Annotated in this window: 28 protein-coding genes and 1 tRNA gene; 11 read left to right on the forward strand and 18 right to left on the reverse strand. The window is 59.3% G+C overall.

Going from position 1 to position 23,407, the window contains the following annotated elements; all coding sequences use genetic code 11:
* Positions 1-22: 22 nt before the first annotated feature.
* From GJ630_RS06125 to GJ630_RS06155, 7 genes are all read right to left on the reverse strand, one after another.
* The gene (locus tag GJ630_RS06125) at positions 23-1,075 is read right to left on the reverse strand and encodes a Cdc6/Cdc18 family protein (protein ID WP_191449554.1); all 1,053 of its coding nucleotides are present in this window, start codon (positions 1,073-1,075) and stop codon (positions 23-25) included.
* Positions 1,076-1,186: 111 nt separating this feature from the next.
* Positions 1,187-1,957 (reverse strand): sce7726 family protein, encoded by a 771-nt coding sequence (locus GJ630_RS06130; RefSeq protein WP_191449555.1) that lies wholly within the window; start codon positions 1,955-1,957, stop codon positions 1,187-1,189.
* A gap of 37 nt (positions 1,958-1,994) precedes the next feature.
* The gene (locus GJ630_RS06135; RefSeq protein ID WP_191449556.1) at positions 1,995-2,999 is read right to left on the reverse strand and encodes a hypothetical protein; all 1,005 of its coding nucleotides are present in this window, start codon (positions 2,997-2,999) and stop codon (positions 1,995-1,997) included.
* A 108-nt stretch (positions 3,000-3,107) separates the two neighbouring features.
* Positions 3,108-3,503: a hypothetical protein gene (locus GJ630_RS06140; protein WP_191449557.1), complete on the reverse strand. Its 396-nt coding sequence runs from the start codon at positions 3,501-3,503 to the stop codon at positions 3,108-3,110.
* A 171-nt stretch (positions 3,504-3,674) separates the two neighbouring features.
* Entirely contained in the window at positions 3,675-4,148 is a 474-nt protein-coding gene (locus GJ630_RS06145; protein WP_191449558.1) for a type II toxin-antitoxin system antitoxin SocA domain-containing protein, read from the reverse strand.
* Positions 4,149-4,246: 98 nt separating this feature from the next.
* Positions 4,247-4,504: a hypothetical protein gene (locus tag GJ630_RS06150; protein ID WP_191449559.1), complete on the reverse strand. Its 258-nt coding sequence runs from the start codon at positions 4,502-4,504 to the stop codon at positions 4,247-4,249.
* Positions 4,505-4,726: 222 nt separating this feature from the next.
* On the reverse strand, positions 4,727-4,909 hold the full coding sequence (locus GJ630_RS06155) for a hypothetical protein (protein WP_005537171.1): 183 nt from the start codon (positions 4,907-4,909) through the stop codon (positions 4,727-4,729).
* Positions 4,910-5,031: 122 nt separating this feature from the next.
* On the opposite strand from GJ630_RS06155, the gene GJ630_RS06160 reads away from it, so the two are divergent.
* The 8 genes from GJ630_RS06160 (at position 5,032) to GJ630_RS06195 (ending at position 10,950) form a co-directional block, all read left to right on the forward strand.
* Positions 5,032-5,463 (forward strand): hypothetical protein, encoded by a 432-nt coding sequence (locus tag GJ630_RS06160; RefSeq protein WP_064288644.1) that lies wholly within the window; start codon positions 5,032-5,034, stop codon positions 5,461-5,463.
* Between the two features lie 5 nt (positions 5,464-5,468).
* Positions 5,469-5,699: a hypothetical protein gene (locus GJ630_RS06165; protein WP_191449560.1), complete on the forward strand. Its 231-nt coding sequence runs from the start codon at positions 5,469-5,471 to the stop codon at positions 5,697-5,699.
* Complete coding sequence (locus GJ630_RS06170) at positions 5,696-7,489, forward strand: hypothetical protein (protein WP_371727079.1); 1,794 nt, start codon at positions 5,696-5,698, stop codon at positions 7,487-7,489. Before GJ630_RS06165 ends, GJ630_RS06170 begins: the two co-directional genes overlap by 4 nt.
* Before the next feature lie 7 nt (positions 7,490-7,496).
* Positions 7,497-8,048 carry a hypothetical protein gene (locus GJ630_RS06175; protein WP_191449561.1) on the forward strand — a complete coding sequence of 184 codons (552 nt, stop codon included), beginning with the start codon at positions 7,497-7,499 and terminating at the stop codon, positions 8,046-8,048.
* A complete protein-coding gene (locus GJ630_RS06180) occupies positions 8,045-8,839 on the forward strand; it encodes a hypothetical protein (RefSeq protein WP_191449562.1) in 795 nt (264 codons plus the stop codon). Before GJ630_RS06175 ends, GJ630_RS06180 begins: the two co-directional genes overlap by 4 nt.
* Positions 8,832-10,007: a hypothetical protein gene (locus tag GJ630_RS06185; RefSeq protein ID WP_191449563.1), complete on the forward strand. Its 1,176-nt coding sequence runs from the start codon at positions 8,832-8,834 to the stop codon at positions 10,005-10,007. The genes GJ630_RS06180 and GJ630_RS06185 overlap by 8 nt, the downstream gene beginning before the upstream one ends.
* 160 nt (positions 10,008-10,167) lie before the next feature.
* Positions 10,168-10,548: a hypothetical protein gene (locus tag GJ630_RS06190; RefSeq protein ID WP_101351155.1), complete on the forward strand. Its 381-nt coding sequence runs from the start codon at positions 10,168-10,170 to the stop codon at positions 10,546-10,548.
* Between the two features lie 39 nt (positions 10,549-10,587).
* On the forward strand, positions 10,588-10,950 hold the full coding sequence (locus tag GJ630_RS06195; protein WP_101351156.1) for a hypothetical protein: 363 nt from the start codon (positions 10,588-10,590) through the stop codon (positions 10,948-10,950).
* Positions 10,951-11,161: 211 nt separating this feature from the next.
* Here the strand turns inward: GJ630_RS06195 and GJ630_RS06200 are convergent, their stop codons facing one another.
* From GJ630_RS06200 to GJ630_RS06245, 10 genes are all read right to left on the reverse strand, one after another.
* Positions 11,162-12,778: a MarR family transcriptional regulator gene (locus tag GJ630_RS06200; protein ID WP_191449564.1), complete on the reverse strand. Its 1,617-nt coding sequence runs from the start codon at positions 12,776-12,778 to the stop codon at positions 11,162-11,164.
* A complete protein-coding gene (locus tag GJ630_RS06205; RefSeq protein ID WP_191449565.1) occupies positions 12,766-12,924 on the reverse strand; it encodes a hypothetical protein in 159 nt (52 codons plus the stop codon). The genes GJ630_RS06200 and GJ630_RS06205 overlap by 13 nt, the downstream gene beginning before the upstream one ends.
* Positions 12,921-13,118, reverse strand: a complete 198-nt coding sequence (locus tag GJ630_RS06210; protein WP_080510092.1) for an RNA polymerase sigma factor — start codon at positions 13,116-13,118, stop codon at positions 12,921-12,923. Before GJ630_RS06210 ends, GJ630_RS06205 begins: the two co-directional genes overlap by 4 nt.
* Positions 13,115-13,378: a hypothetical protein gene (locus GJ630_RS06215; RefSeq protein ID WP_064288636.1), complete on the reverse strand. Its 264-nt coding sequence runs from the start codon at positions 13,376-13,378 to the stop codon at positions 13,115-13,117. Before GJ630_RS06215 ends, GJ630_RS06210 begins: the two co-directional genes overlap by 4 nt.
* 191 nt (positions 13,379-13,569) lie before the next feature.
* Positions 13,570-13,641 (reverse strand) — tRNA-Ala (locus GJ630_RS06220).
* A gap of 138 nt (positions 13,642-13,779) precedes the next feature.
* Positions 13,780-14,091 (reverse strand): 30S ribosomal protein S10, encoded by a 312-nt coding sequence (gene rpsJ / locus GJ630_RS06225; RefSeq protein WP_004515425.1) that lies wholly within the window; start codon positions 14,089-14,091, stop codon positions 13,780-13,782.
* Positions 14,092-14,094: 3 nt separating this feature from the next.
* The gene (gene tuf, locus GJ630_RS06230; protein WP_005537153.1) at positions 14,095-15,360 is read right to left on the reverse strand and encodes a translation elongation factor EF-1 subunit alpha; all 1,266 of its coding nucleotides are present in this window, start codon (positions 15,358-15,360) and stop codon (positions 14,095-14,097) included.
* Between the two features lie 277 nt (positions 15,361-15,637).
* Positions 15,638-16,582: a homoserine dehydrogenase gene (locus GJ630_RS06235; RefSeq protein ID WP_014041478.1), complete on the reverse strand. Its 945-nt coding sequence runs from the start codon at positions 16,580-16,582 to the stop codon at positions 15,638-15,640.
* Entirely contained in the window at positions 16,579-17,112 is a 534-nt protein-coding gene (locus tag GJ630_RS06240) for an amino acid-binding protein (RefSeq protein WP_008307542.1), read from the reverse strand. Before GJ630_RS06240 ends, GJ630_RS06235 begins: the two co-directional genes overlap by 4 nt.
* 79 nt (positions 17,113-17,191) lie before the next feature.
* Positions 17,192-17,413, reverse strand: a complete 222-nt coding sequence (locus GJ630_RS06245; protein ID WP_014041479.1) for a hypothetical protein — start codon at positions 17,411-17,413, stop codon at positions 17,192-17,194.
* A gap of 105 nt (positions 17,414-17,518) precedes the next feature.
* On the opposite strand from GJ630_RS06245, the gene GJ630_RS06250 reads away from it, so the two are divergent.
* Positions 17,519-18,613 (forward strand): peptidase, encoded by a 1,095-nt coding sequence (locus GJ630_RS06250; RefSeq protein ID WP_014041480.1) that lies wholly within the window; start codon positions 17,519-17,521, stop codon positions 18,611-18,613.
* 196 nt (positions 18,614-18,809) lie between these two features.
* On the opposite strand, the gene GJ630_RS06255 is transcribed toward GJ630_RS06250, so the two are convergent.
* Positions 18,810-20,996 (reverse strand): elongation factor EF-2, encoded by a 2,187-nt coding sequence (locus GJ630_RS06255; RefSeq protein ID WP_014041481.1) that lies wholly within the window; start codon positions 20,994-20,996, stop codon positions 18,810-18,812.
* A gap of 279 nt (positions 20,997-21,275) precedes the next feature.
* Here GJ630_RS06255 and GJ630_RS06260 point away from each other — a divergent pair, with 279 nt between their 5' ends.
* Both GJ630_RS06260 and GJ630_RS06265 read left to right on the forward strand, forming a co-directional pair.
* A complete protein-coding gene (locus GJ630_RS06260; RefSeq protein WP_191449566.1) occupies positions 21,276-22,469 on the forward strand; it encodes a PLP-dependent aspartate aminotransferase family protein in 1,194 nt (397 codons plus the stop codon).
* Between the two features lie 66 nt (positions 22,470-22,535).
* Positions 22,536-23,330, forward strand: coding sequence for a DUF5781 family protein (locus GJ630_RS06265; protein WP_064288633.1), 795 nt, complete (start codon positions 22,536-22,538; stop codon positions 23,328-23,330).
* Positions 23,331-23,407: the final 77 nt, after the last annotated feature.

The following is a 23,407-nucleotide window of genomic DNA, read 5'->3' on the forward strand; positions in this document are numbered from 1 at the left end:
GAAACCTCTGATTAGACTGATGTTAGGTGATCAAATTAAGGATTTTTGATACGCTGATCCTGCTGTCGCATACATAGTACTCTCGATGCCGATTCTCTCCTTCCACATCAATTAGCTCGTAATCCTCCAGCTTCGAGAGCTTCAACCGCCTCGACCGCTCTGAGATCGGTGTCAGCCCGCGCCCACGGTACACGTCGTCGGCCACCGCTTCGTAGCGGTCGTGCAACTCCCCAGCCTTCAGCCCACCGCCCACACGGATCAGTTCGTACAGTAGCTGGTGGTGGAACGGTAGCGAGTCCAAATTCTTCTGCAGAATATACCGCTGCGCCCGCTCGTAGGAATCGGCCACGTCGTCGCTCCCGATCTCGCTGTGGTCCCGTTCCTTGGCCAGCAGCGCGGCCTGCCGAAGCGACTGAATGCCCTTCCGGGCGACGCCAGCCACTTCATCGGCAATCGTCTCCAACTGCTCGCGGGTGACCACGCCGGACGGCAGCCCACGCCGTACCCGCGCTTCGAGGATGTCCGCCAACTCGTTCACGCCGAAGCGGTCCAGCGCCAACTCCTTTAGCAACAGCCGCCGTCGAAGCTGATTGTCCAACTGCGAAAGCCACTGCTCGTGATCGTGGCAGATCGCGACGACGGACAGACCTTCTACGTCGGCCAGTCGGTCCAGTATGTCTGTGGCAGGCAGGTCATCCGCCTCGTCAAGGATGACGATCGTCGGCTGGTCAACGCGCTCGCGTAGCTCGATGCACAGATCCTCGCGGGGCGTGTTCGTTGCTGGGTCACTGCTGGGGAGATCGTGGAGGATCGACCGAACAACGCCGGCCGTGGTCTTGCCGAGGCTCTCAACGTGGGCCGAGTAGATGTCTGCGTGTGTAGTGAGTTTCTGGAGGGTGAAGCGGGCGAGCGACGTTTTCCCGACGCCTGAGGGGCCGTGAATCAGCACGTCGTGGGCCTGATTGCAACCAAGTGCTGGTTCCCACGCACGGGATAGGTGGTCAACGGCGGCTTCTCGATGGAGGAGGCGACGCGGGAGGTGTTCATCATCGAAGACAGCAGGGTCGGCAATCATGCTGGGTGAGGGTGAGAACAGGCGGATGTATAAACGGGTGCGACATTTCCGGGAGAACAGACACAGAATCAGTCGGTTATGCCCGGATTTAATGTTAAGTAATCAACCAGCTCAGAGGTGATGCTCTACTCCGTAGCGACTCTTAATTTTTTGTTTGAATATATTATTGACTTCAGACCTACTGTATGTGTTGAGAATATTAGATATTAATTCAGACTTCTTCATGTCTCGGTCTGCCTCATTATCCTGATAAAATATGTCTTCCAACTCGCCGATCCAAAGCAATTGTAATTGTTGTCTTGCATCGGGGCTATCGATCTTCGCAGGTTTTTGTTCAACATTAAAATCAAATTCTGGATAGTCGTATCGAATAATCCCAGTTTCTTCAGTCGCGATCTCTGGTATTTCAAAATCATACGGTAATACAACCGATATAAATTCGAATATATCTGAGTAAGTATCAAGTTGCTTTTCCAACCGGCGAAATGAGTCTCTTGGTGATTTTAGCTCATAGGTGAATGAATTTCCATTGAAGTAGTTCACGTCTGCACGGTTCTCTCCCAAAGGAAATTCCTCAAAAACAACTTCCTTATCTTCGTTGATATCTCTCTGAATATAATCGAGAAAGTGCCTCCTTACAATCTCCTCATCAGGACGAATCTCCGTTCTAAACTGTTGGCTGCATTCGGATGCATCCGTTTGATTTTGATAGCACGAATTAATGAACTCACATTCCGGCTTAGTCAGTGCTCGAGCAAGGGCCTGAACGTGATCTTCCTTGGTATGGTAGCCCGCACTTTTGCGAATCACTCCGGTCTCAATTACAAATTTTTTAAGATACCTGAATGATATTTCAGAAATCAATTCTTCTTTGGTAGCCATAGATACAACTATGACTGACGAATTGAATCAGTTTCTATCAATTGATTTCATCATATCCATGGCTATCCAAATTAGGGCTAGTCTGACTTTCCATTCTATCTAGAGTTTCGTCCAAGACTTCAGAAATATAGTGGCCCATGCGCACTCGCTTCCAAAAATTCGGACCCCAATTTGGATCCGAGTCCGCTTGTCGGCAATACTCACAGTGGTCTGGGTCTAATCCGTTTGAATTTCTCATCTGATTATATGCGTTATCATAGCCATCCCCGCCAAAATTCTCCAACTCCATCGTATCTGTGTTAAACATCCGAATATACTGAGTGGGGGGCCTGAAGTTCATTTCCTGTGGGAAACGCTGGTTAATTACAAAATCGCCAAACCCAGAGATATCTAATTCTTTTGCCGCCACAGGTCCATAATTGTGGTTGGACTCATCATATTTGAAGGCATTTAAAATGTATGTCTCCTGAGAGTCTAATAATCCGACAATAGTCTCTGCATTCCGGTATGCATCGCTATCAAATCCAGCAGTGTCGACCAAGTCAATCAGAACAAGATCATCATCGCGCAGTTGCGATACTAAGTCTCGAATCTGTTGTTCTTGCTGATGGTCAAACTGGCGAAGGCCGACAAAGATTCTAATCGCTAATCGATCATAGTCATTCTCCAGTTGGTTGTACAGTGAAGTCAATTGCGAATAGTCGATTGGAGGTTCGGCATCTCCAGAGACGACTGGAACGTCGTCATTGTCTACATTTTGCCTATAGAAGTCCGCGACTGACGAATAGTTACTGACGATAGTATCGACATCATCCTGATGTTTGTTATTCCGCGGAACGAGATATCGAGGAAGATCGATCATGAGATCTCGTTCGAATTCTCTGTATGAGTCTAAATGATTGAAGTCATCTTCGTCGATGATTTCAATTACTGGCATAACCTGATTGGGTGAGACATTTCCTAAGAGAGAATCGTCAAAGTCTTCGAAGACTTGAATTTCATTGAATCCATGCCGAACGATCGGAACATAGTGGAGGACCATTACAGACTATCATAGGTTATTTTATCATTATATATCTAGGGGATGATTTCAATGACAAGTGTATAGCGCAGGCCTAAGTGTCAACAAGTATATCAAATTGTCGTCAGATCAATAGTCGTCTTGGTAATTTCGAATTGCTTCATCGACTTCACGTTCGGCCTCCCAAGCATCATAGAAGCTCTGGCCTGCCGAAATGGTGAACATAAACCATAGAATCCCGAAAATAGCTTGTATACCCTCCTTATTCTGGGGAGACTGCATACTGACGGACGCTATCGCAACTACCAGAGCAAGGACAAACCCAATAAGCAGTTTCCGAACCGTGTCTTCATATTTTTCTTCTGCCCTATCTATCAGATCATTCGGTTCATCATAGCGCCTGAGTGCGACTTCAACCTCCTTGAGTCGGTCACGCCCGACCTTTTCCATCGCGTCCATGACAATCAGATCTGACTCCTCGGTAAGTTGGTGTTGTACGAGATCGACGTCGTCAAGCACGTCCATAACAATATCGTGTAGTTCGTTTCTAAACTGACTAGCTCTATACGTTTTCATTTCATCAAAATCATCCCCATAGTTGCTCCAGAGACTGCGAGTGCCTCGCCAGATCCATAGTGTAAAAATCACATGGGAACCGGCTATCGCGATGAAAATATCACCAAGAGATACCATATGTTAGGCTGTGTATTCAGAATTTTCTGCCATATCGGGATATCTATTGTAAACAAAGCTCAAGAGTTGCGCAACAGGCTGGTTGATATGTTTACCCTTTATCCAGATAAGCAACTCTTGTTCCTCTTCATCCAACTCCTCAAAGGCCTCACGAGCCAATCTTTCCCCGTCAACAGTGAGGCGAAATTCATTTCCCTGATACTGTCCGTTGACGTGTTTTTCAATCAGGTTATCCTCCTCAAGTCGATCAAGGGCATGATAGATAGACTCGTCAAATGGACCGTATTTGTAGGGTTGGAACTCAAACCCGGTCCCTGCGAACCCCCCCAGTTTATTCTGGAACATCCGGTCTATCAGAAATAGCCCCTTGACGATTCGCGTTTTCCCTTCAATGGATGAACTACCCCCCTCTATCGGAGCATAAAGAAGCCTAAGGATCCACTTTTCACGCTCAGAGAGATCAGAGAGCTCAACCATTTTGTTTGTTTTCGCGTGCTTACTTCTAATCCACCTCTACATTTAAGCCCTTGCGTAGTAGAGTGGAAGTTAAAAACAGAGTTGTGAACTCCGGACGGTTATCGCCACCGGCTCTCGACACTCGTCCGATACCGCAGCCCGATCACACTCGTATTGAACTGCTGGACAGTCTCAGGGTCCAGCTCCTCACGCGCATCCTGAAGGTTCGCCTCACTCTCGACCAGATGAGTGAGTGCCGCATCCAGTACGTCGGACATCGGCGGATCGTCGTGCTGATCGCTCGCGACAATCGCACTCGCCTTATCCAGTAGTCGCTGCCGTTCGTCAGTGATCTTGAGGCTGGTACGTCGGGTCATGGTTTAAATTGGTGTATGTACGGGGGGTTGATTCGCGTCGTTCGCGAGTGAGCGAACGGGTGGTTCTTGATAAACGGTGGTCGGGCCGTCGACGTGATCGGGTCAAACCCTGTCCCAACTGGCCCGATTCTATGCACCTCAGCCCACGGCCCACAGCCCACAGGTGCATACATCGAGGATTGGCGTTACATCTGAGTCTGACCCCGTGGGGTCGGGCTCGCATCATGGGCTGACCAACTCTAATCGGTAGTCGCCCTCGTCGTCCTGGTCGAGACTCTCGACCTTCGCCCAGTGGTTGCCCACCAACTCACCATCCTCGTCGACGACACCGCGCTCGCGGAGATCGTCTATTGGTATCGAGACGGTCACACAGCCGCCTGCCGGGGAGAGTTTTCGCATCTCCATGCCACCGGCGGTGCAGTCCCGATACTAAAATTTACTGAGTCCCGGGAATACCGCGATTCGGTGCTTTCTAGCCAGCAGACTGCACGGCCGGAATACGGTCGTACTCACGGCCGGTGCAACCCATGTTCGGAAAGATAGACATCGAAGACGCCCTGGCCGGTGTGATTTTCACCGCCAGTGCGTTCGTCACCAACGGTATCGCATCGATCAGTCTGCTCGGTTACGACCTCGCTGCCTCTGTATTCTCCATTCAGGGAACAAGCATCGACCTCGCGTTTCTGCTGTCGCTCACCGCCCTGGCGATGGCTTACGCCACCAACCGCGTCAACGAGAGTCGGAACAAGAACTACCAGCTCGACACCGACCTCGTCGAGATCGCCAAGGGCTCGGCCACTGTCGAAACCTACCTCGCGCTCGGGACGCTCGTCATCGTTCTGTTCACCGGGCTGAACATCCTTGGCGCGCAGGATATCGTGGTCGGTTCGGCCGCTATCGGTCTTGTCGTCGTTGGCGTCGAGGCTGCCGGCTACTACGTCATCAGCTACCTGGGGTGAATCCGATGGACCGCATACTCAGCTATGGGCTTATGGGCGTCATCGGCGTCTCTGGGTCCACAATTGCCGCGGCTGTCATCGGCTCCCCGCTCCCCGTCGTCAGTCCCGCCGTCGTTGCCGGCGGCGTGATCGCCGCGCACCACGCACAGCAGAAGGACACCGCCACCGGTGCTGACGATCAAGAGGTTCGTGCCAGCGTCGAGCAGGTCGAAACCGACGGAGGGTGCGAACAGTGACCCGTGCTCGGTCGGTCCTGCTCGCCGCGCTCATCGTCTGTTCCGCCGTCGTCGGGACCGTCGGTCCCGCACTGGCACAGACAGCTACCGACAGCGGACCAGTCACCTACGAGTACACCGGCTCCCCAACGACGCTGATTGTTGATACCAGCAATCTCGACGGTGGCTCGGAGTTCACCGTCGAGTACACCACGCAGGGCGGCCCATCCACTGGGACGACCGTCTTAGCCCGTGAGACGTACAACACCGCGAACCTCAAAGAAGACCAACTCCTGTTCTTCAACGACGGCGCGTATGAATCCGTGAACGTCACGGTGTCGGACTACTCCGGTGGCGAACCGACGTTCGACTCCAAGAGCGGGCTTCTCGGCGGTGTGAACCTCGTTCGGACCGTCGTCGGGACCACCGGCGGCGACTCTGATTTGACCTGCGACACGTCCGACAAAATCGGTAATGCACTCTCCGGCGTCGAGAATCTGGACTGTACGCCTCAACCGGGCACGACGACCGTCAACACGACGAATACCGACACTGCACAGGTCAAAACGGACATCTATCAGTCTGCCCTCAACAGCAATGCTAGCACTGACAACACGCTAACCGTCCTGAACAACGACCTGAAGGATGCTAAGACGCAAGCTCGCATTGAGGGCAAAAACGCCTATATCCGCGCACTAAACAACGGAAGCAGTAAGTCAGCCGCTAAGAATGCGGCTAAAGAGGCTGTAAGTGATTTCTACGCGACCCACCAGCGGAATCTGCTGGCTGAGTACACACTGACCGTCTCCCACTTCAAGTACCTGCGTAGTACTGCCCTCAACGAGAGCATAGACAGTAGCTACGTGGATACTGACGACCAGTCGCTATCAAGCACCGGAGACTACACTTACGACTGGAATCAACCGACAGACTCCGTAACTCTCACTGATGGCACGACTGAGGACTACACATACGTCCAAATATCCAAGACCTACGGTCCGGGTGGCGACACCGAAACGTACGACCACTACATCACAAACACTGCGAAATCTGGTGCAACCCTCGGTATATCGGCGAAGTCGCTCGGAGTCCATGGATACAGTTCCGATACGTCATATGTTGCTGTCGTACCCTTCGAGCGGTATCAGTCTACGTGGACGACTATCGAGAATCAAGACCAGACTGTTCGGAATGAAATGGATACGCTGGCAGAGAACACGTATAGCGCCTACCAGGCTGGCGAAATCAACAATAGCGACCTCGTGGACCCGTACGTGCTGGCGTCCCAGCAGTCGCCGGGCGACGACTTCCAAGGCTGGGCCGCCGCACAGCTCACTCTGCTTGGCACCAACTCTCCGGAGAACTTCGACCAGATCGGGAGCTTCAACGTCACCACTGAATCCGGTACGCAGTACGAGGGCGTACTGTTCTCTCAAGAAAATCCGGCCAGCGGTCAGTTCGAGAACGGAACGACCTACAACACGTCCAATATCGGTGGCACGCAGTACGTCGTTACCTCGGATCGCATTGTCGAGCTGGATGGAGAGTTCACCATCGACAGTATCTCGACGCAGGACGGTCAGACTGTCCAGAACGTCACTATCCAGAAGACGACATACGAGACGACCAACGTTACCGAACTCAAACAGCAGTACGAGGATCTCGCCTACAAGCGCGCACAGATCGAAGCGCGTGAGAAGGCCTTGAAACAGTCTGCTGGCGGTGGCTTGCTCGGTGGCGGCAGCGTTCCGCCCGTCGTGGCACTAGCCGTCATCGGCACGCTACTGACTATCGTCGTTCTCCAGAACTAACCCACCCATGCGTTCCATTTTCTTCGTCGCGCTGCTCGTGGTCAGCCTTGGCTGCGTCAGCGCTCCGACCGCCGCACAGTCCGCGGGCAACCTCCCCGCCGAAACACCCGGCCCACAGCCCACAGCCAACGCAACCGAAACCACCCGTATCGACGGACAGACCGAGATCGTCCGCTCGGAATACCTGCCCGAAGAGGGTATCGCTCGCATCACCCTCCGGTCGAGCGCGGTCCAGACCGTGACAATCTCCGACGCCGGCCGCTTCCAAGAGGGCGGGAAGATTCCCGTCCGTACGGTGGCTATGCGCTCGGACGACACCGCCACTGTCGAGATTCCCGTCACCGAGAAGGACGGCTACGTCGGTGTCGCCATTTCCACGGCGAACACGCCACTGTACGCCGAAATCGTCCAGCAGCCCTCCGGTGGCGGGCTCGACATCCTCCGCGCGCTCTCGTCATTGCAGGCGTGGCTCGCCGGGGCAACTGTCGCGTTCATCTGGATGATCGTAGCTGGCTACAACGTAATCCGCGGCGAGAACGGCCGTCCGGAGGTAGCATGAAGCCCGCACCGACTTTCCAGAACAACCGCGACCGGCTTGTCTACCTGCTTGCCGAGTACAAGCTACTCATCGGTGGGATGCTCGCCGGTGCGGCCGTGCTGTTCGCCTACTACCAGCCACAGCTGCCGACCCTGCCGACGTGGATTCCCGCCATCGCCGTCGGCTGGCTTGTGCTGGCGATCCCCTGCTATCTTGTCGGTGCGAAGATCGCCCGCTGGCTTCGACGGCGTAACTGGGTCGAAGTTCACCACGTCAACGCCGTCGAGGACACCACCGAGAAGTACTACGTCCCGCCGGAACTCTGGCGCGAGAAAGAGATCGACGGCCCGGACCCATATCCTGTCAACGGTGGCAGCGCGTGGGCCGTCCGCGAGTACGAGTACCTGGAAGACATCGGCCAGCTCCGCGTTGAGGGCGTCTGGCTGGAGGGCTGTCAGGACACCCAGCTAATGACCAGCAAGAAGCAGATGCAGGATATCCACGGCTGGCTCATCGACCGCGCCGAAGAACTCGCCGCAATCCGTGGTCGGTGGTCCCGTGGGTCCATCGAGCTGCAAAAGAAGCTCGTCACCGCCGACGCCGAAGCCAACGAGCGCGGCCAAATGATCCAGAAGACAGCGGCCAAGGAGACCTTCGGTGATCTCATCGAAGACGGCGAAAATCCAGAAGACGCACCCACCATCCACGACCTCACCGACGCTCCAGACCCTACGGCGGACGCCGCTGTGGGCTATGGGCAAGACGAATCGACCAACGAGCAACCGCAGGACCCACGACTAAACGATGACTGACGACGGAAACGACCTCTACACGCCTGCACAGTTCCGCGAGTATCAGGACGGCTACGGCCAGCGCGATCCCGACGAAGTACACCAACACGCCGGAATCGTCCGTGATGAGAAACTATCGCGCTATCTCTCGATACTCGAAACGCATTACGATCCACGCCACTGCGACCGGCCCGGAAAGATGCCGGGACAGGCCAAGGATCTCTCGCACGTTCGGGAAATCATCCGCATCGAAGGCACTGAAACAGCACGGCGGGCCATGGCGAACGGTGATATGCAGTCGTTGAAGCACTTCACCGGAGACGCTGGCCAGCGGGCCGATATCTCGGGTATCAAAGCCATCGACCAGCTCCGGGCACAGATGACCGGCCCCGCGCCGATGTTCTACGAATGGGCCGAACCCGGTACAGGGAAGTCGAACTTCGCCTGTCTACTCGGACAGCTCTGGAAGGAACAGCAGCCCTCGGACTCCCTGGTTGCATCGAACATCCGCACACTCGAAGAGACCGACGAGTGGACCGACTCGGACGGAGATCGTCGTGATGGCTGGCTCGCCAACTACGGCGAGCTGAACGAGTGGCTGAAACAGGACGGTGACCCGATGCACAACGAGCAGGTCCCGAAACTGTTCATCTTCGATGAGGCCAGCAGTAACGCCGGCGGGAGTGGATCGGACGGATATGAAACGAAGACGAAGCTCGGACCGCTCACCTACAAGATCCGGAAGTACGGCGGTTCGCTCATCATCATCGGCCACGACGGTCGGGACGTCCATCCACTCGTTCGGGAACTCGGCGTCTGTGTCCACAAGGAGGGCCTGAAAGAAGCGACCTTCTACGAAGACGTGCGGAACCGGAAGGGCGTCAACCCGATCTTCTCCGTATCGGGTATCCCCGAAACGGACTGGCGCTACGACGACAAGGAACCAACTACGTGGTCGTGGTCGAGCGGCGAGGATGACGGCGACGAGGTGGACCCAGAAGACCTCTCTCGGAAGCTCGCGATTTACACTGTCATCACTGCTAAAGAGTCAGAACCGGACAGACCAAACCACGAAATTGCCGATTTCGTCCCGTACAGCGCCGAATGGGTCCGACAACGTTGGAACGAGTACCAAGACGATGGAAAGCACCGAAACGTGGTTGGCGAAGTGACGGAGCTAACCGCATGACAGCGACGGAATTCGAGCAACCCAACAACAATCAACCCCCCGGCGCAGCCTTGGTATTGGCCCATGGCGTGCGCTCGCGGTGCGAGCACGCGCGAGCCATGGGCAGCGGCCGCGAACAGCCCAGAGGAGTATCTATATATGACGCACGCGAGGTGCGCGAATGAGTCGGAGTCACAAGGCGAATCACTATGGCACGCTCGTCGAGCGGAAAGCCGCTGAGCGATATGACCTCAATCTCGATAGGTGCAGCTGGCACGACGCGAAGCGGCTCGATGGAACGCCTGTTGAAATCAAGGCCGCAATGCACCGGCATTCTGACGGTCAGCCGGGGACGTTCAAGCTATACGATCAGTACCACGAGAAGCTACGCGCCGCGAACGGGTGGTATGTGTTCGGTGTGTATCGCGTTCGTGGTCGAGGCGTAGAGATACTGGAGTGGGAGATGCGACACTCCTCACGTTTGCCAACTCTCGACTGGCACGGAGGGGGGAGGCATAGGGATGCATTTCAAGCGAAATTAGCTCTCAGAGAGCTATTCTGACGGCGACCGTTTATGTGCTTGTGAATTTCAATTTGTTATATGTACAGTCCAAGTATAGCACAGATACAGTATGATCTGGTGATTGGTCTGATAGCAGGGTTTGCAGGAGGTTATGCCAGTTCGCTCTCTGCAACGATCACAGTAAGGATAAGCGATCGGTTGCGCTCTCTGATCAGATCTACGAATTCTGTTCAAAAGGTCGGACTATTCATTGGTGCTATTGGGGTTGTTACCACACTCAGCTTGATTCTCCCCATAATGATGGATGTATTGATAAATATGCGCGACCCGATTGTTGAAATAAGAAAATCGGTACAAGATAATTTTCTTATAAATGCAGTAGCCATTCTGAGTCTGTGGGTTGGGTACCAGCTGTATAGTGAGTTCGGCAGTCGCGACTGAGACCGTGCGGTGTATTTTGATGAAGTGGCCTTAGCCACACCTCTAAACGGAATCACAACCCCCCGGGTTTGATTCCGTTCGGGCGACGGCCGAGCTATGGGCTCGGTCAAGCCTCGATCACGCCGGCGGCCATGCCGGTCAGGGAGAAAATCGGCAAAACAAGCGGTGTTTTCGGGGTGCTGGACAGTGATGCCTCTCAGCAGGCGGGCCGCTACCCGGTGGCGAGCCAGCGCCAGGCCGTCCCTCGCGAGCCGTCCGCGAGCTGGACCTGGGCCTGCCGGTAGCGCTCTTCGGGCATTCCCGCGTCTTTCCACACCCGGAAGCCTTCACGAATCGCTTTCCCGTGCTTCTCGATCTCTCCGAACCGCAGGGTCATCTGTGCCTCTCGGGCGTCCTTTACATCGATACCATGGCGGGCTGCCCATGCGATGAACGCGCTCATCGTATTCTCCAGCCCACGTTCGGCTGCTTCCGCGGCCTTCGCCGCGGTATCGACAGCACGGCGAGTGGCTTCACGCGCCTCGTCGACGGCGGCGTGAACCATCTCTGCGACGTACTCCGACCGGAGCGACACGTCGGCATAGTCCGATATCACCAAGTCTTCCATCTCTCGAAGCGCTCGACGGACACTCTCGACATGACGGCTGTACTCGTCGGCTATATCCGCCGGAGCAACCTGCCCGCCGTCTGCCACCAACATCTCCAGTGCTTCCCACTGCACCGGCGAGAGCCCGTCTGAGAGATGGCGCACGACGACACTCTCCTGCTTCTGCTCGACTCGCGTCAGATCCAAGCCCACCGGTTCGGGGCCGGAGTGGTCTACCTCCGGCTCGAAGTACGAATCTTCGACAAATGGGCCGGAACCAGATGGTGCGATGTCGATACCCGCATCGGCCAGTACCGACAGCACAGTCTGGTCTAACTCCCGTTCCAGCGTCTCCAAGTCGCGCCACCGGACAGTTTCGTCATCATCCAGCAGCGAGGCCTGCAGAGACGAGCCGACTTTCGGGTGGGATAGCGGATGGTCGTCAGGCACAGACAGCGCCTCGCGGGCGTAGTAGTGCTTCACCTCCTTGGGGAGGTGGTGGTCGGGGAACGCCTCTCGAATCCGCTTCGGGCCGAGTGTGGCCGTGTGGTAGTATCCTGGCAGGTTCCGCCCGCGCTCATCGTCATCGTTCTGGACAATCTTCCGATAGCCACGGCGATCTGACTCCAGGAGGTGGCCCATCGCCGCAATCGGCCCGTCGCGAGCGTGGACCGGCCCACTGGCGTCGCGATGAACCCGGGCGTACTTTTCGGCGTCCTGAACGTTGCTGTAAGGGTGTGGCTCCTGGAAGTACCGACCAGTGACGCCGATCTCGACGGCTGCCCGCTGCAGTAGCTCGGGGTATCGGTGAAACTCGATATTCGAACCCTTCACGCGGACGTTCACACCTTCGCCGAAGCCGTCCGGAACGGGAATCTCGATACGGCTGCCGTCGTCACGCTCGCCCTGCATTCCGGGCCAGCGTGGGGCAACATGGGCTACGAAATCCTGCTGACCGACCGAATCCTCTTCGGGATGACGAGCGACCTTCAGCCGGTACTCACGCATGTTCTGCAGCTGCCAGTCCGTTCCCTGTGGTGTCCGCTCGCCGGGGTGAACGATATTGCTGTCCTGGTAGGAGAGGCGAACGACCCACCGCTCGCCGTCCTGCAGGAACTCGCCGCTCTTTGACCCCTCACCAGCCTTGACCTCACTGTCCAGTGCGAAAAACGGCGCAAGGCCGTCGCTATTGAACAGGAGATTGGCGTGGAGTTCGTGAGGGGCCAGCCCTATCGTTCGCATCGCCCCCCGTCAGTCTTGACGGCAGCCACCGCCCGCTCGACCTCGGATTGACTCTCTGCAAGCGGTTGGAGATTCGTCCAGTCGAACTGAAGGGGTTCACCCGCTTCGATGTCGTACAATTCTGAGGCGCGGACGAATCCAGTCACGCCGGAGCCACCTCCAGTTTCTCGCGAGCACGACCAAGGAGGTTGCCAACAGTACCGGGTGAACGGCCAGTCTTGCGGGCGTACTCCCGTGGCCCATACTGGCCCATGCCCACAGCCTCGTACACCTCTCGCTCGGCGTCAGTCAGTGACGACAGGTCTGGTTCGTAATCGAAAAGCGACGACTGTGGACTCACAGACTCTCACCCCCGTCAGTCCGGGCTTCCACTCGACCGCCCTGATTCCGCTGTGGCTGGTCTTCCGGATCGGGGTAGTCGAGTTCTTTCCCAGCTGCAGTACCCCGCGAGATACGGGGCATACAGTCACAGGCTGGACAGCGGTGGGCGATATCATCGTCGTCGCCGAACGTCCGCCGGAAGTCACGCGAAACGTGTGCCCCGCAGTGCTGGCAGTTCGACTTCTCGATAGTTGCGTTCTCGACAAGTCGGTTACTCAAGAGAAACCACCCCCGCTCGGGAAGCGGCCAAATCCTTCGCAAAATCGCAAGACCGCACCCCAGATGATTCGTAACCGTTCGTGGTTCGATTTGACTTCGAGTTTATACGCAGATTGATCTGCGAGTAAGATTCAGATAGAAGGGCGTAGGCGACGCTTTTCGGGATAGTTCGCCAGAACGATGTAACGCCATGGACTCGCCGGGATTTGAACCCGGGGCCTCTTCCTTGCGAAGGAAGCGATCTGCCACTGATCTACGAGCCCGCGTGGTCTGCCACTCGAACGCGGAGTTATAAAAACCCTGCGCGTGAGAGCGGCCTTCGATAGCGATTCACACTGTCCCGGCCAGCGGTTCGGTCGGGCTACACAACGACGCTGTCGCGAAGCGACAGGTCCCGAGGCTCAGTCCTCGAGGACGATCTCGATGGAGACGTCGTTGGGAACCTGGATGCGCATCAGCTGGCGCAGTGCCCGTTCGTCGGCGTCGATATCGATGAGCCGCTTGTGGACGCGCATCTCCCAGTGTTCCCACGTCGCGGTCCCCTCACCGTCGGGGGACTTGCGGGTGGGAACCTCCAGCGTCTTGGTGGGGAGCGGAACCGGACCGGAGAGTTCGACGCCGGTCTTGTTCGCGATCTCCCGCACGTCGGCGCAGATGTCGTCGAGGTCCTCGGGGCTTGTGCCCGCGAGCCGAACGCGTGCCTGCTGGGACATACGTTATCGCTCGTTGACGCTGAGGACTTTGCCGGCGGCGATGGTCTGACCCATGTCGCGGATAGCGAACGAACCGAGCTCCGGAATCTCGGAGGACGGCTCGATGCTGAGCGGCTTCTGTGGGCGGACCGTCACGACGGCGGCGTCCCCGTTCTGGATGAAGTCGGGGTTCTCCTCGGCGACCTCACCGGAGGACGGGTCGATCTTCTTGTCGATGGACTCGACAGTACAGGCGACCTGTGCCGTGTGGGCGTGGAAGACCGGCGTGTACCCTTCCGTGATGACGGACGGGTGCTGCATCACGACGATCTGGGCCTGGAAGGTCTCGGCGACCGACGGCGGGTCGTCGGCCGGACCGCAGACGTCACCGCGTCGGATGTCGTCCTTGCCGACGCCGCGGACGTTGAAGCCGACGTTGTCACCGGGCTCGGCCTTCGGGACTTCCTCGTGGTGCATCTCGACGGTCTTCACTTCACCGGAGACGTCAGACGGCTGGAAGCTGACGTTGTCGCCCGTGTTCAGGATACCCGTCTCGACACGGCCGACCGGGACCGTACCGATACCGGAGATGGTGTAGACGTCCTGAATCGGCAGTCGGAGCGGCGCGTCCGTCGGCGGCTCCGGAGCCGGCAGGTTGTTGAGTGCTTCCAGCAGGATTTCGCCGTCGTACCAGTCCGTGTTCTCGGACTCCTCGGCGACATTGTCGCCTTCGAACGCCGAGAGCGGGATGAACTTGGCGTTGTCAGGGTCGAAGCGGACCTGTGTGAGGAGGTCCTTGACCTCTTCGACGACCTGCTTGTACTCGGACTCGCCGTAGTCGACGAGGTCCATCTTGTTGACACCGACGACGAGCTCGCCGATGCCCAGGGTGCGGGCCAGGAACACGTGCTCCTGAGTCTGCGGCTGAACGCCGTCGTCCGCGGCGACGACCAGGACGGCGTTGTCGGCCTGGGACGCGCCGGTAATCATGTTCTTCACGAAGTCGCGGTGACCAGGACAGTCCACGATGGTGAAATCGTAGGCGTCGGTGCTGAACTCCTGGTGGGCGATGTCGATGGTGACACCGCGCTCACGCTCTTCGGCGAGGTTGTCCATGACGTAGGCGAACTCGAAGCCGCCCTTGCCCTTCTCCTCGGCTTCTTCTTTGTGCTGTTCGATGACGTGCTCCGGTACCGATCCTGTCTCGTACAGGAGTCGGCCGACGAGCGTGCTCTTCCCGTGGTCGACGTGGCCGATAATGGCCAGGTTCTGGTGTTGTTCGTCGCTCATTGTTATCTCTCACGCGCAGAGGCGCTGTATCGGGTTTATTAGCTGGTGGTTCATAAAACGATTTCGAAAGCGTGTAAGCGTCAGCCCGTCGCTTTCTTGCGATTCGGCACGACATGGCATGGTAGTGTGGCACCCAATAGCTTGGTCAGGGAGAACGACCGATACCGGCAGTCACGGCCGGGTTTGTGTCCTTCGGAGTGACAAACGGGACTGCCAACTGAGGGAAGCACAGTGAATAAGAGAACGATACAGGCGCGTCGGAAATCCCGCTATCTCGTTACAGTCGGCCGATATCGGCAAGCACCGCGCTCGCGGTTTCCGGGCCGCCGGCACCGCGCCCGGAGATGTTGAGCTGGCCGGCGTGTTCGGTCTCTAGCTGCGCGATGTTCCGGGTCCCGGAGACGGCAAGCGGCGCGTTGTCCGGAACGAGCCGCGGGCCGACGCGGACGGAGCCCTCGACGACCTCGGCGATGAGCCGAACGGTCCGGCCGTCAGCCCGTGCGAGTTCGAGCGCACTGCCGGAGATATCCTGAATGCCCTCGACTTCGGCGTCATCGAGCGTGTATTCCGTCTCGTCATCGGCCAGGACGTTCGCGACGATGACGCCTTTCAGCGCCGCGTCGGTGCCGTCGACGTCGAAGGTCGGGTCAGCCTCGGCAACGCCGAGGTCCTGCGCCTCCGCGAGGACGTGCTCGTAATCGAGACCCTCGGTCGCCATCCGGGAGAGGATGAAGTTCGCCGTCCCGTTGAGCACCCCGCGGACGGCGGTAATGTGGCTCGGGTCGAAGTCGTCGATGGTCGAGAGGACCGGCATCGCGCCGCCGACGGTTGCCTCGAACAGCACGCTCCCCTCGCTTTCGCGTTCCAGCGCGCGAACGTCGGCGTACCGCTCTGCGACCGGGCCTTTGTTCGCCAGCACGGCGTGGCGGTCCCGTTCGAGTGCGGCCTGAACGTGGCTGAACCCCGGTTCGGCGTCGCCGAGCGTCGTCGGCGTCGCCTCGACGAGTACGTCGTACTCGGCCGAAAGCGCGTCTTCGGGTGCGGCACTGCCGACAACGCCGTCGGTTCGCTTCCGGTCGAGCACCTCGGCAGTGTCAATGCCGGCGCTGTCGATGACGGCACTACTGGAGTCAGCGAACGCGGTGACCGAATGGCCGTGGTCGCTCGCTAATTCGACGACGCTGGAGCCGACTGCACCGGCTCCGATGACGGCGAGCCTCATGCCTCACCTCCCGCAGCGAGCGGTTCGATGACGTGGAGCCCCTTCTCGTCGGCGACAGCACGAATCGAAGTCATCGTCTCGTCGACTGCCCCTTCCTCGGTCGCCAGTCGGATGCGCGCGCTGGAGGCGTCGTCGGTCCCCTCCGGTGCCGACAGCGAGAGGTCGGTCACGGTCGCGTCCGTGGACTCGTGAATCCGCGAGAGCGTGTCAGAGAGGTCTGTGTTGACGAGATGGCCGGTGAGGATGATCGTCAACGCCTCGCTGTACTGCTCGGCCCCGGCCTGGATGACGTTGATGCCCGCGTCCCGGAGTGCGTCGACGATTCCGTCGAACCGCTCGGGGGTCGCCTCCAGGTCGACCTCCACGGGGATGTGGCCCCGCGGGGTCACGTTCCCCCGCTCGTGGAAGATAGAGAGGAGGTTCCCGCCGTTCGTGGCGATGGGCTCGAGCGCCCGCAGCAGTTCGCCCGGTTCGTCGACCAGCTCCAGCCGAACTGTGTAGGACCGTACCTCGTCGGTCGAGTCGCTCATCGCCCGCTCACCTCCTGGGTATCTCGGCTCATTGTGGATGACTCAGCAGGGGCACGTATAAGAAACCGTTCGTTTGGTCTCAGGGCAGAAAGCGGTCGTACAGGTCGTCGATCCACTCGTTGTACGCCTCGCCGCGAGGCGACCCCCAGGGATTGCGTGAAAAGTAGTACATCGCCGCGAACATCCCCGCAAGCGTCAGCGCCAGCCCCGTCGGCAGGACGAGATTCCAGATGAACGTCGACGTGCCGGCGATGACAGCAGCGACGAGAAGGTCCACAATCTGGTGAAGGCGGTCACTCATACCCTGCCGTTCGGTTCCGGGTGACCTAAGCGTGGGGCTCCGCCGTCGTGACAGTCGCGGGCAGGGAACGCTACGTTTTTTTCCTACCGGTGAAGCGTGTCGTATGTGCACGCCCTCCAGTCAGCCCCGATAGCGATAGGTACGGCGGCGTTCCTCGTCGGTGTCCTCGCCGTCGTCGGAGCGGGCATCGGCGCGCTCGGAAGCGCGGTCGTACGACGACTCTCGAACCCCGTCGCCAGATACCGGCAGTTGTTCCTCGGCATCATACTCCCATTCACGCTGCTGTCGTACGTCGTCTTTCTGTTGCTCGGACTCGGCCACTTGATCGCCGGCGGGCAGACCGGAGTGGTCGGAGCAGTGGTAGCGACGTTCGCCGAGCTGCTCGCCGCCGGCACCGTCGGACTGGCCGCCTACGCGCCGACTGTCCCGGGTATCCGCAGCGTTCGTGACATCGAACTCTCGACCGGTCGGGCGGTGGTCCGGATGGGACGGTACGTCCTCGGAATCACTGCGTTGGTGACTGTCGTCGTGGTACCGCTCGAAACCGGGCTGTCGCCCCCCGGACTGCTGGCTCTCGTTACCGTTTTCGCTGTCACCGTACAGGCTGTCTCCCCGTGGTTCATCCCGCTAATCCGGTCGGTCGATAGACCGGACGAACCGACAGCGGAGACGCTGGAGCGACTCAAAGAGCGTGCGGGACTGACTGTCCGAGACGTCCGGGTGTTCGACACCGAACAGGAGAGAACCGCGAACGTGACCGTGCGCGGCTTCCCCGGGTATCGCCGCCTGTTCCTGACGAGCACGTTCCTCGACGTGTTCGACGACGAGACGGCGACGGCCCTGCTCGCAATCCAGGCCGGCCGCCAGAACGCCCGAGTCCTTGCCCGGGTCGTCGGCGGCCTGCTTGTCGCAGTAGTTCCGCTGTTCGTGGCACTGGCCGACGTCGGCCCGCTGTGGCCGCTTGCCGGCGCAAGTCTCGGACTCATCGTCGCCAGCCTGTGGGTCACCCGCCGCGGTGTCCGGGCAGCCGACGACTACGCGGCCGACCGCGTCGGCCCCGATGCCGTTGCCGACGCCCTCGAACGGTACGCTACCGTCCACGAAATGGAGCCGTCGAGACGACGACTCGCGAACCCGTTCTCGAAATCGCCACCGCTGGGGAACCGAATCGACCGGTTGCGGGAACAAGCGGGAGAATGAGAGCAGTCCTGTAGCGGGGCAGAGACAAGAGAAAGCGGGCAGACAGCATACCGCGCGCCGGCGGCGCGCGGTTTCACTCCGAGCGCGCTCACAGAGCGCGACTTGGAGGTCGTTTTTAGCGTAGATTTTTACGAGGAGTGGTTCCCGCAGCACCGCCATCGGCGGCGCGAGGAAACCCGACGAAGTAAAAAGGTACTTAGAAGTAGTCGATAGCCGGGTTCAGTTCCTGCTTCATGCCCTTGCGCTCGCGGATCTCGCTGATCTTGTCGGGCTGGAGGTTGTCGGCAAGGACCTGGAAGCCGGCGTTCTCGGTGTTCCAGGAGGCACGGCCCTCAGTGGCCGAGCGGATGTCTGAGGAGAAGCCGATCATCTCGTCGACCGGGGCGACGCCTTCGACGACCATCAGGTCGCCTTCCTGGTACATATCGTCGACGCGGCCACGGCGGCCCTGAATCTCGCCGCTCGCAGCGCCCATGTGGTCGTTGGGCACGTCGATGCGGACCTGCTGAATCGGCTCCAGCAGCTTGATGCTGGCGTCGATGAGCGCGTTGTGGACAGCCTCGCGGACGGCCGGGATGACCTGGGCCGGGCCGCGGTGGATGGCGTCCTCGTGGAGGCGGGCGTCGTGGAGACGGATGAGCGACCCCTGGACCGGCTCGGACGCGAGCGGGCCGTCGTCGAGGGCTTCTTCGAGGCCTTCGATGACGAGTTCCATCGTCTCGTTGAGGTGCTGGATACCCTTCGTCTCGTCGAGCAGGATGTTGGTCCCGTGGATGTGCTCGATGTTCTGGGAGTCGTCCTTGTCCATGCCGGCTTCCTGCAGCGCTTCACGGCGCTCCAGTTCTGGCATGTCCATCGACGCCTCGCCCATCTTGATGGTCTCGACGATGTCCTCGCCGAGCGGCTCGATGCTGATGTAGAAGCGGTTGTGGTTGTTCGGCGACCGACCTTCGACTTCGCGGCTCTCGTTCTGCGGGGCCTCGCGGTAGACAACAATCGGCTCACCGGTGTTGATCGGGATGCCCTGGTTGCGCTCGATACGCTGGCCGATGACTTCCAGGTGGAGTTCACCCTGCCCGGAGATGAGGTGCTCGCCGGTGTCCTCGTTAATTTCGACCTGGATGGTCGGGTCTTCCTTGGCGACCTGCTGGAGCGTCTCGATGAGCTTCGGCAGGTCGTCCATGTTCTGTGCCTCGACGGACTTCGTGATGACCGGCTCCGAGATGTGCTCGATGGACTCGAATGGCGTCATCTCCTCGCTGGAGACGGTGGAGCCAGCGATGGCGTCCTTGAGGCCCGTGACGGCGGCGATGTTCCCGGCGGGAACGTGCTCGACTTCCTCGCGCTCGCCACCCATGTAGATACCGACGCTCTGGATGCGGTTCTTGCCCGCAGTTCCGGAGACGTACAGCTCCTGCCCCTTCTCCAGCGTGCCGGAGAAGACACGACCGGCGGCGATTTCGCCAGCGTGGGGGTCGACACCGATGTCGGTGACCATCAGGACGACTTCGCCGTCCTCGTTGACCATCGCCATGTCCTCGGCGAGCTGGGATTCGGCGTCGCCACGCCAGATACGCGGAACTCGCATCGGCTGGGCGTCGACAGGGTTCGGGAAGTGCTCACACACCATGTCGAGCACCACGTCGGACAGCGGCGTGCGCTCGTGGAGTTCTTGGCGGTTGTCGTTGCGCTCGAGCTCCATGATTTCGCCGAAGTCCATGCCGGTCCGCTGCATCGACGGCATCGAGACGCCCCACTTGTACAGCGCGGAGCCGAAGCCGACGGTTCCTTCCTCGACGGAAACCGTCCAGTCCTCGATGTCGTCCATCTCCTCGGTCATGCCGCGGATGAGGTCGTTGACGTCCTGAATGACCGCGAGCAGGCGCTCCTGCATCTCCTCGGGTCCTTCCTGAAGCTCGGAGATGAGGCGGTCGACCTTGTTGATGAACAGCGTCGGCTTGACGCCCTCGCGGAGCGCCTGCCGGAGCACCGTCTCGGTCTGGGGCATCGCGCCCTCGACGGCGTCGACGACCACCAGCGCGCCGTCGACGGCACGCATCGCACGGGTCACGTCGCCACCGAAGTCGACGTGGCCAGGGGTGTCGATAAGGTTGATGAGGTGGTTCTGGTCCTCGTATTCGTGGGTCATCGAAACGTTAGCCGCGTCGATGGTGATCCCACGTTCCTGTTCGTCTTCCTCAGTGTCCATCGCCAGCTGTTCGCCGGCGGTGTCGTCGGAAATCATGCCGGCACCGGCCAGCAGATTGTCTGTCAGTGTCGTCTTTCCGTGATCGACGTGAGCAGCGATGGCGATGTTCCGGATGTGCTCCGGATCGTCCATCAGTGTCTCACATTCTTGGACGATTTTCTTACGTCGGCCCATTATACAGCTTTCTATCAACAGCAGGGTCAAAAGGATAGTGTTTCACTACGGCCGTGACCGCTCGAAATCCGGCCGTTCGCGTGTCATGGTCTGGCATTCCGAACGGTCGGTGCACTGCTGGCTGTGTCTTCGTGCAGATAGTCGCTACCTGTGGGGCAATCCCTCACGGGAGAACAACCGACAGTATAGTCACGGGAGTATACCCAGCGATTATAATTATTTGCAGTCGGATGAGTAATGATTGCAAAGGTATTAGCGCCAGCCAGCAGACGGAAGCGTATGACTCGGCGTCCACACCTCGACACGATTGCAGTCGATACCGAGACGGCGTCAGCAGCAGGGGATGTCACGCTCCCGATACACCTCTCGTCGACCTACGAACTGGCCGGGCTCGACACGGACCTCTCTCTGGAGGACGTCGACCCCGGTGAAGGCGAGTTCCTCTACTCGCGGCTGTCGAACCCGACACGACACGGCCTCGAACAGGAGTTAGCCGCGCTAGAGGACGGAGAGCGAGCCTATGCCTTCAGTTCGGGGACAGCGGCCGTTGCAACAGCGGTGCTCTCACTGGTCGAACCGGGCGACCACGTCGTTGCGTTCGACGACCTGTACGCGGGCACGCGACGGATGTTCGAAACGCTGTTCCGGGACCAGCTTGGCGTCGACGTGGAGTTCGTCGACGCGACTGACGCCGACGCTGTCGCGGCCGCGATGACGCCGGCAACGGAGTTAGTCTGGGTCGAGACCCCGACAAATCCGTTGATAAAACTCTGTGACATCGACGCGATTGCGGCCGTCGCTGCCGACTACGGCGCGACGGTCGGGGTCGACAACACCTTCGCGAGTCCGTACTTCCAGCAGCCGCTGGCCCTCGGCGCGGACCTCGTGGTCCACAGCACGACGAAGTACCTCAACGGCCACAGCGATGCCGTCGGCGGCGCACTGATTACTAACGACCCCGAGGTGGCCGAGCGGGTGGAGTTCCGCCAGCAAATCGCGCTCGGGAACATGCTCGCCCCGTTCGACAGCTATCTCATCTCGCGGGGCATCAAGACGCTGGGTGTCCGGATGACTCGCCACGAGAACAACGCTATGGCCCTCGCGCAGTACCTCGACGACCACGAGCGCGTCGAAACGGTCCACTACCCAGGGTTAGAGAGCCACCCACAGCACGACCTGGCTCGCGAGCAGATGCAGGGCTTTGGCGGCGTGCTCTCGTTCGAACTGGCCGGAGACATGGCCGACGCAAAACAATTTCTCGAAGCTCTAGAGACGGTGACGCTGGCAGTCAGCCTCGGCGGCGTCGAGAGCCTGGCGGAGCTCCCGGCGGCGATGACACACGAACCCCTTTCACCGGCTGCGCGGGACGAACTCGGCATCTCTGACACGCTTATCCGCCTTTCGGTGGGTATCGAGGCCGTCGAGGACCTCCGGGCCGACCTGGAGCGCGGTTTCGCGGCGCTTGAGTCCTGAGCACTGCGTGCGAACGCTGCCCCCACCCGTGGATTAATAGCTCTGCGACCCATGAGAAGGTGACACATGGACGTGCACGTGCAGGGTGGGCCGGCCGAACCGTTTCTCGGGGCGCGGGACCTCTTCTCGACGGAACACGACCTGAACCGACCAGTGACTGTCCGGATCCGGGAGGACCCCGACGAGCGCACCCGCGTCAGCCACAGCGACGACGCCCACCGGCTGACAATCTCCCGCCAGGCCGCGACGAGCGCGATGGCCCGCGAACTGGCGTTACACGAATACGCGCACATGCACCATCACGAACGGGAGCATCCGTCACACACCCAGTCGACGCGGGAGGCCATCTACCTCGCGCTGGCGGGGCGTTCGGTCGAGCAGCGAAAGCTCACGCACTGTTACCAGATCGCCAACCACATGAAAGACGTCTACGCCGACGACATCTGGATGCCGGTGGTGCCCGGCGACAAACTGGTGCCGTTTCTGGAAGCCAGCCTCGCGGCCGCCGTCGCGGACCGCCCCGGCGACCCACCGACCTGGGACCGCTCGACGTCACCGACCCGAGTGCGCCACCCCAGCGAACCGGCCGCACGGCTGACGCCGGCTGCAGACCCGGATATCACGGCCGTCAATGCGGCGTTCGCCCTTGCGCTGTGTGAGCGCCACGACCTGGTCGAACCGGACCACCGGCTGTACGACCTCGCCCACGCCGCGGCCCAGGACGCCGAATCGGTCGACCTCACGGAGTTCAAGCGCCACTTCGCCTCGCTGTCGCCCGAGCCGAACGAGTCCGAGTTCCGGAAGGCGCTCGTCGACGTGACTCGCGCGTACGCCGGCGGCGGCGGCCGAGCGGCAGACTGAAACCGAATGTCCCGGGAAGACCGGCTCACTGACGGCCGGGTGTTGTCACACGCAGGCGATAGCCTCGTCGCCACCGA

This window comes from Haloarcula sp. CBA1122 (assembly GCF_009741785.1).
Classification (GTDB): domain Archaea; phylum Halobacteriota; class Halobacteria; order Halobacteriales; family Haloarculaceae; genus Haloarcula; species Haloarcula hispanica.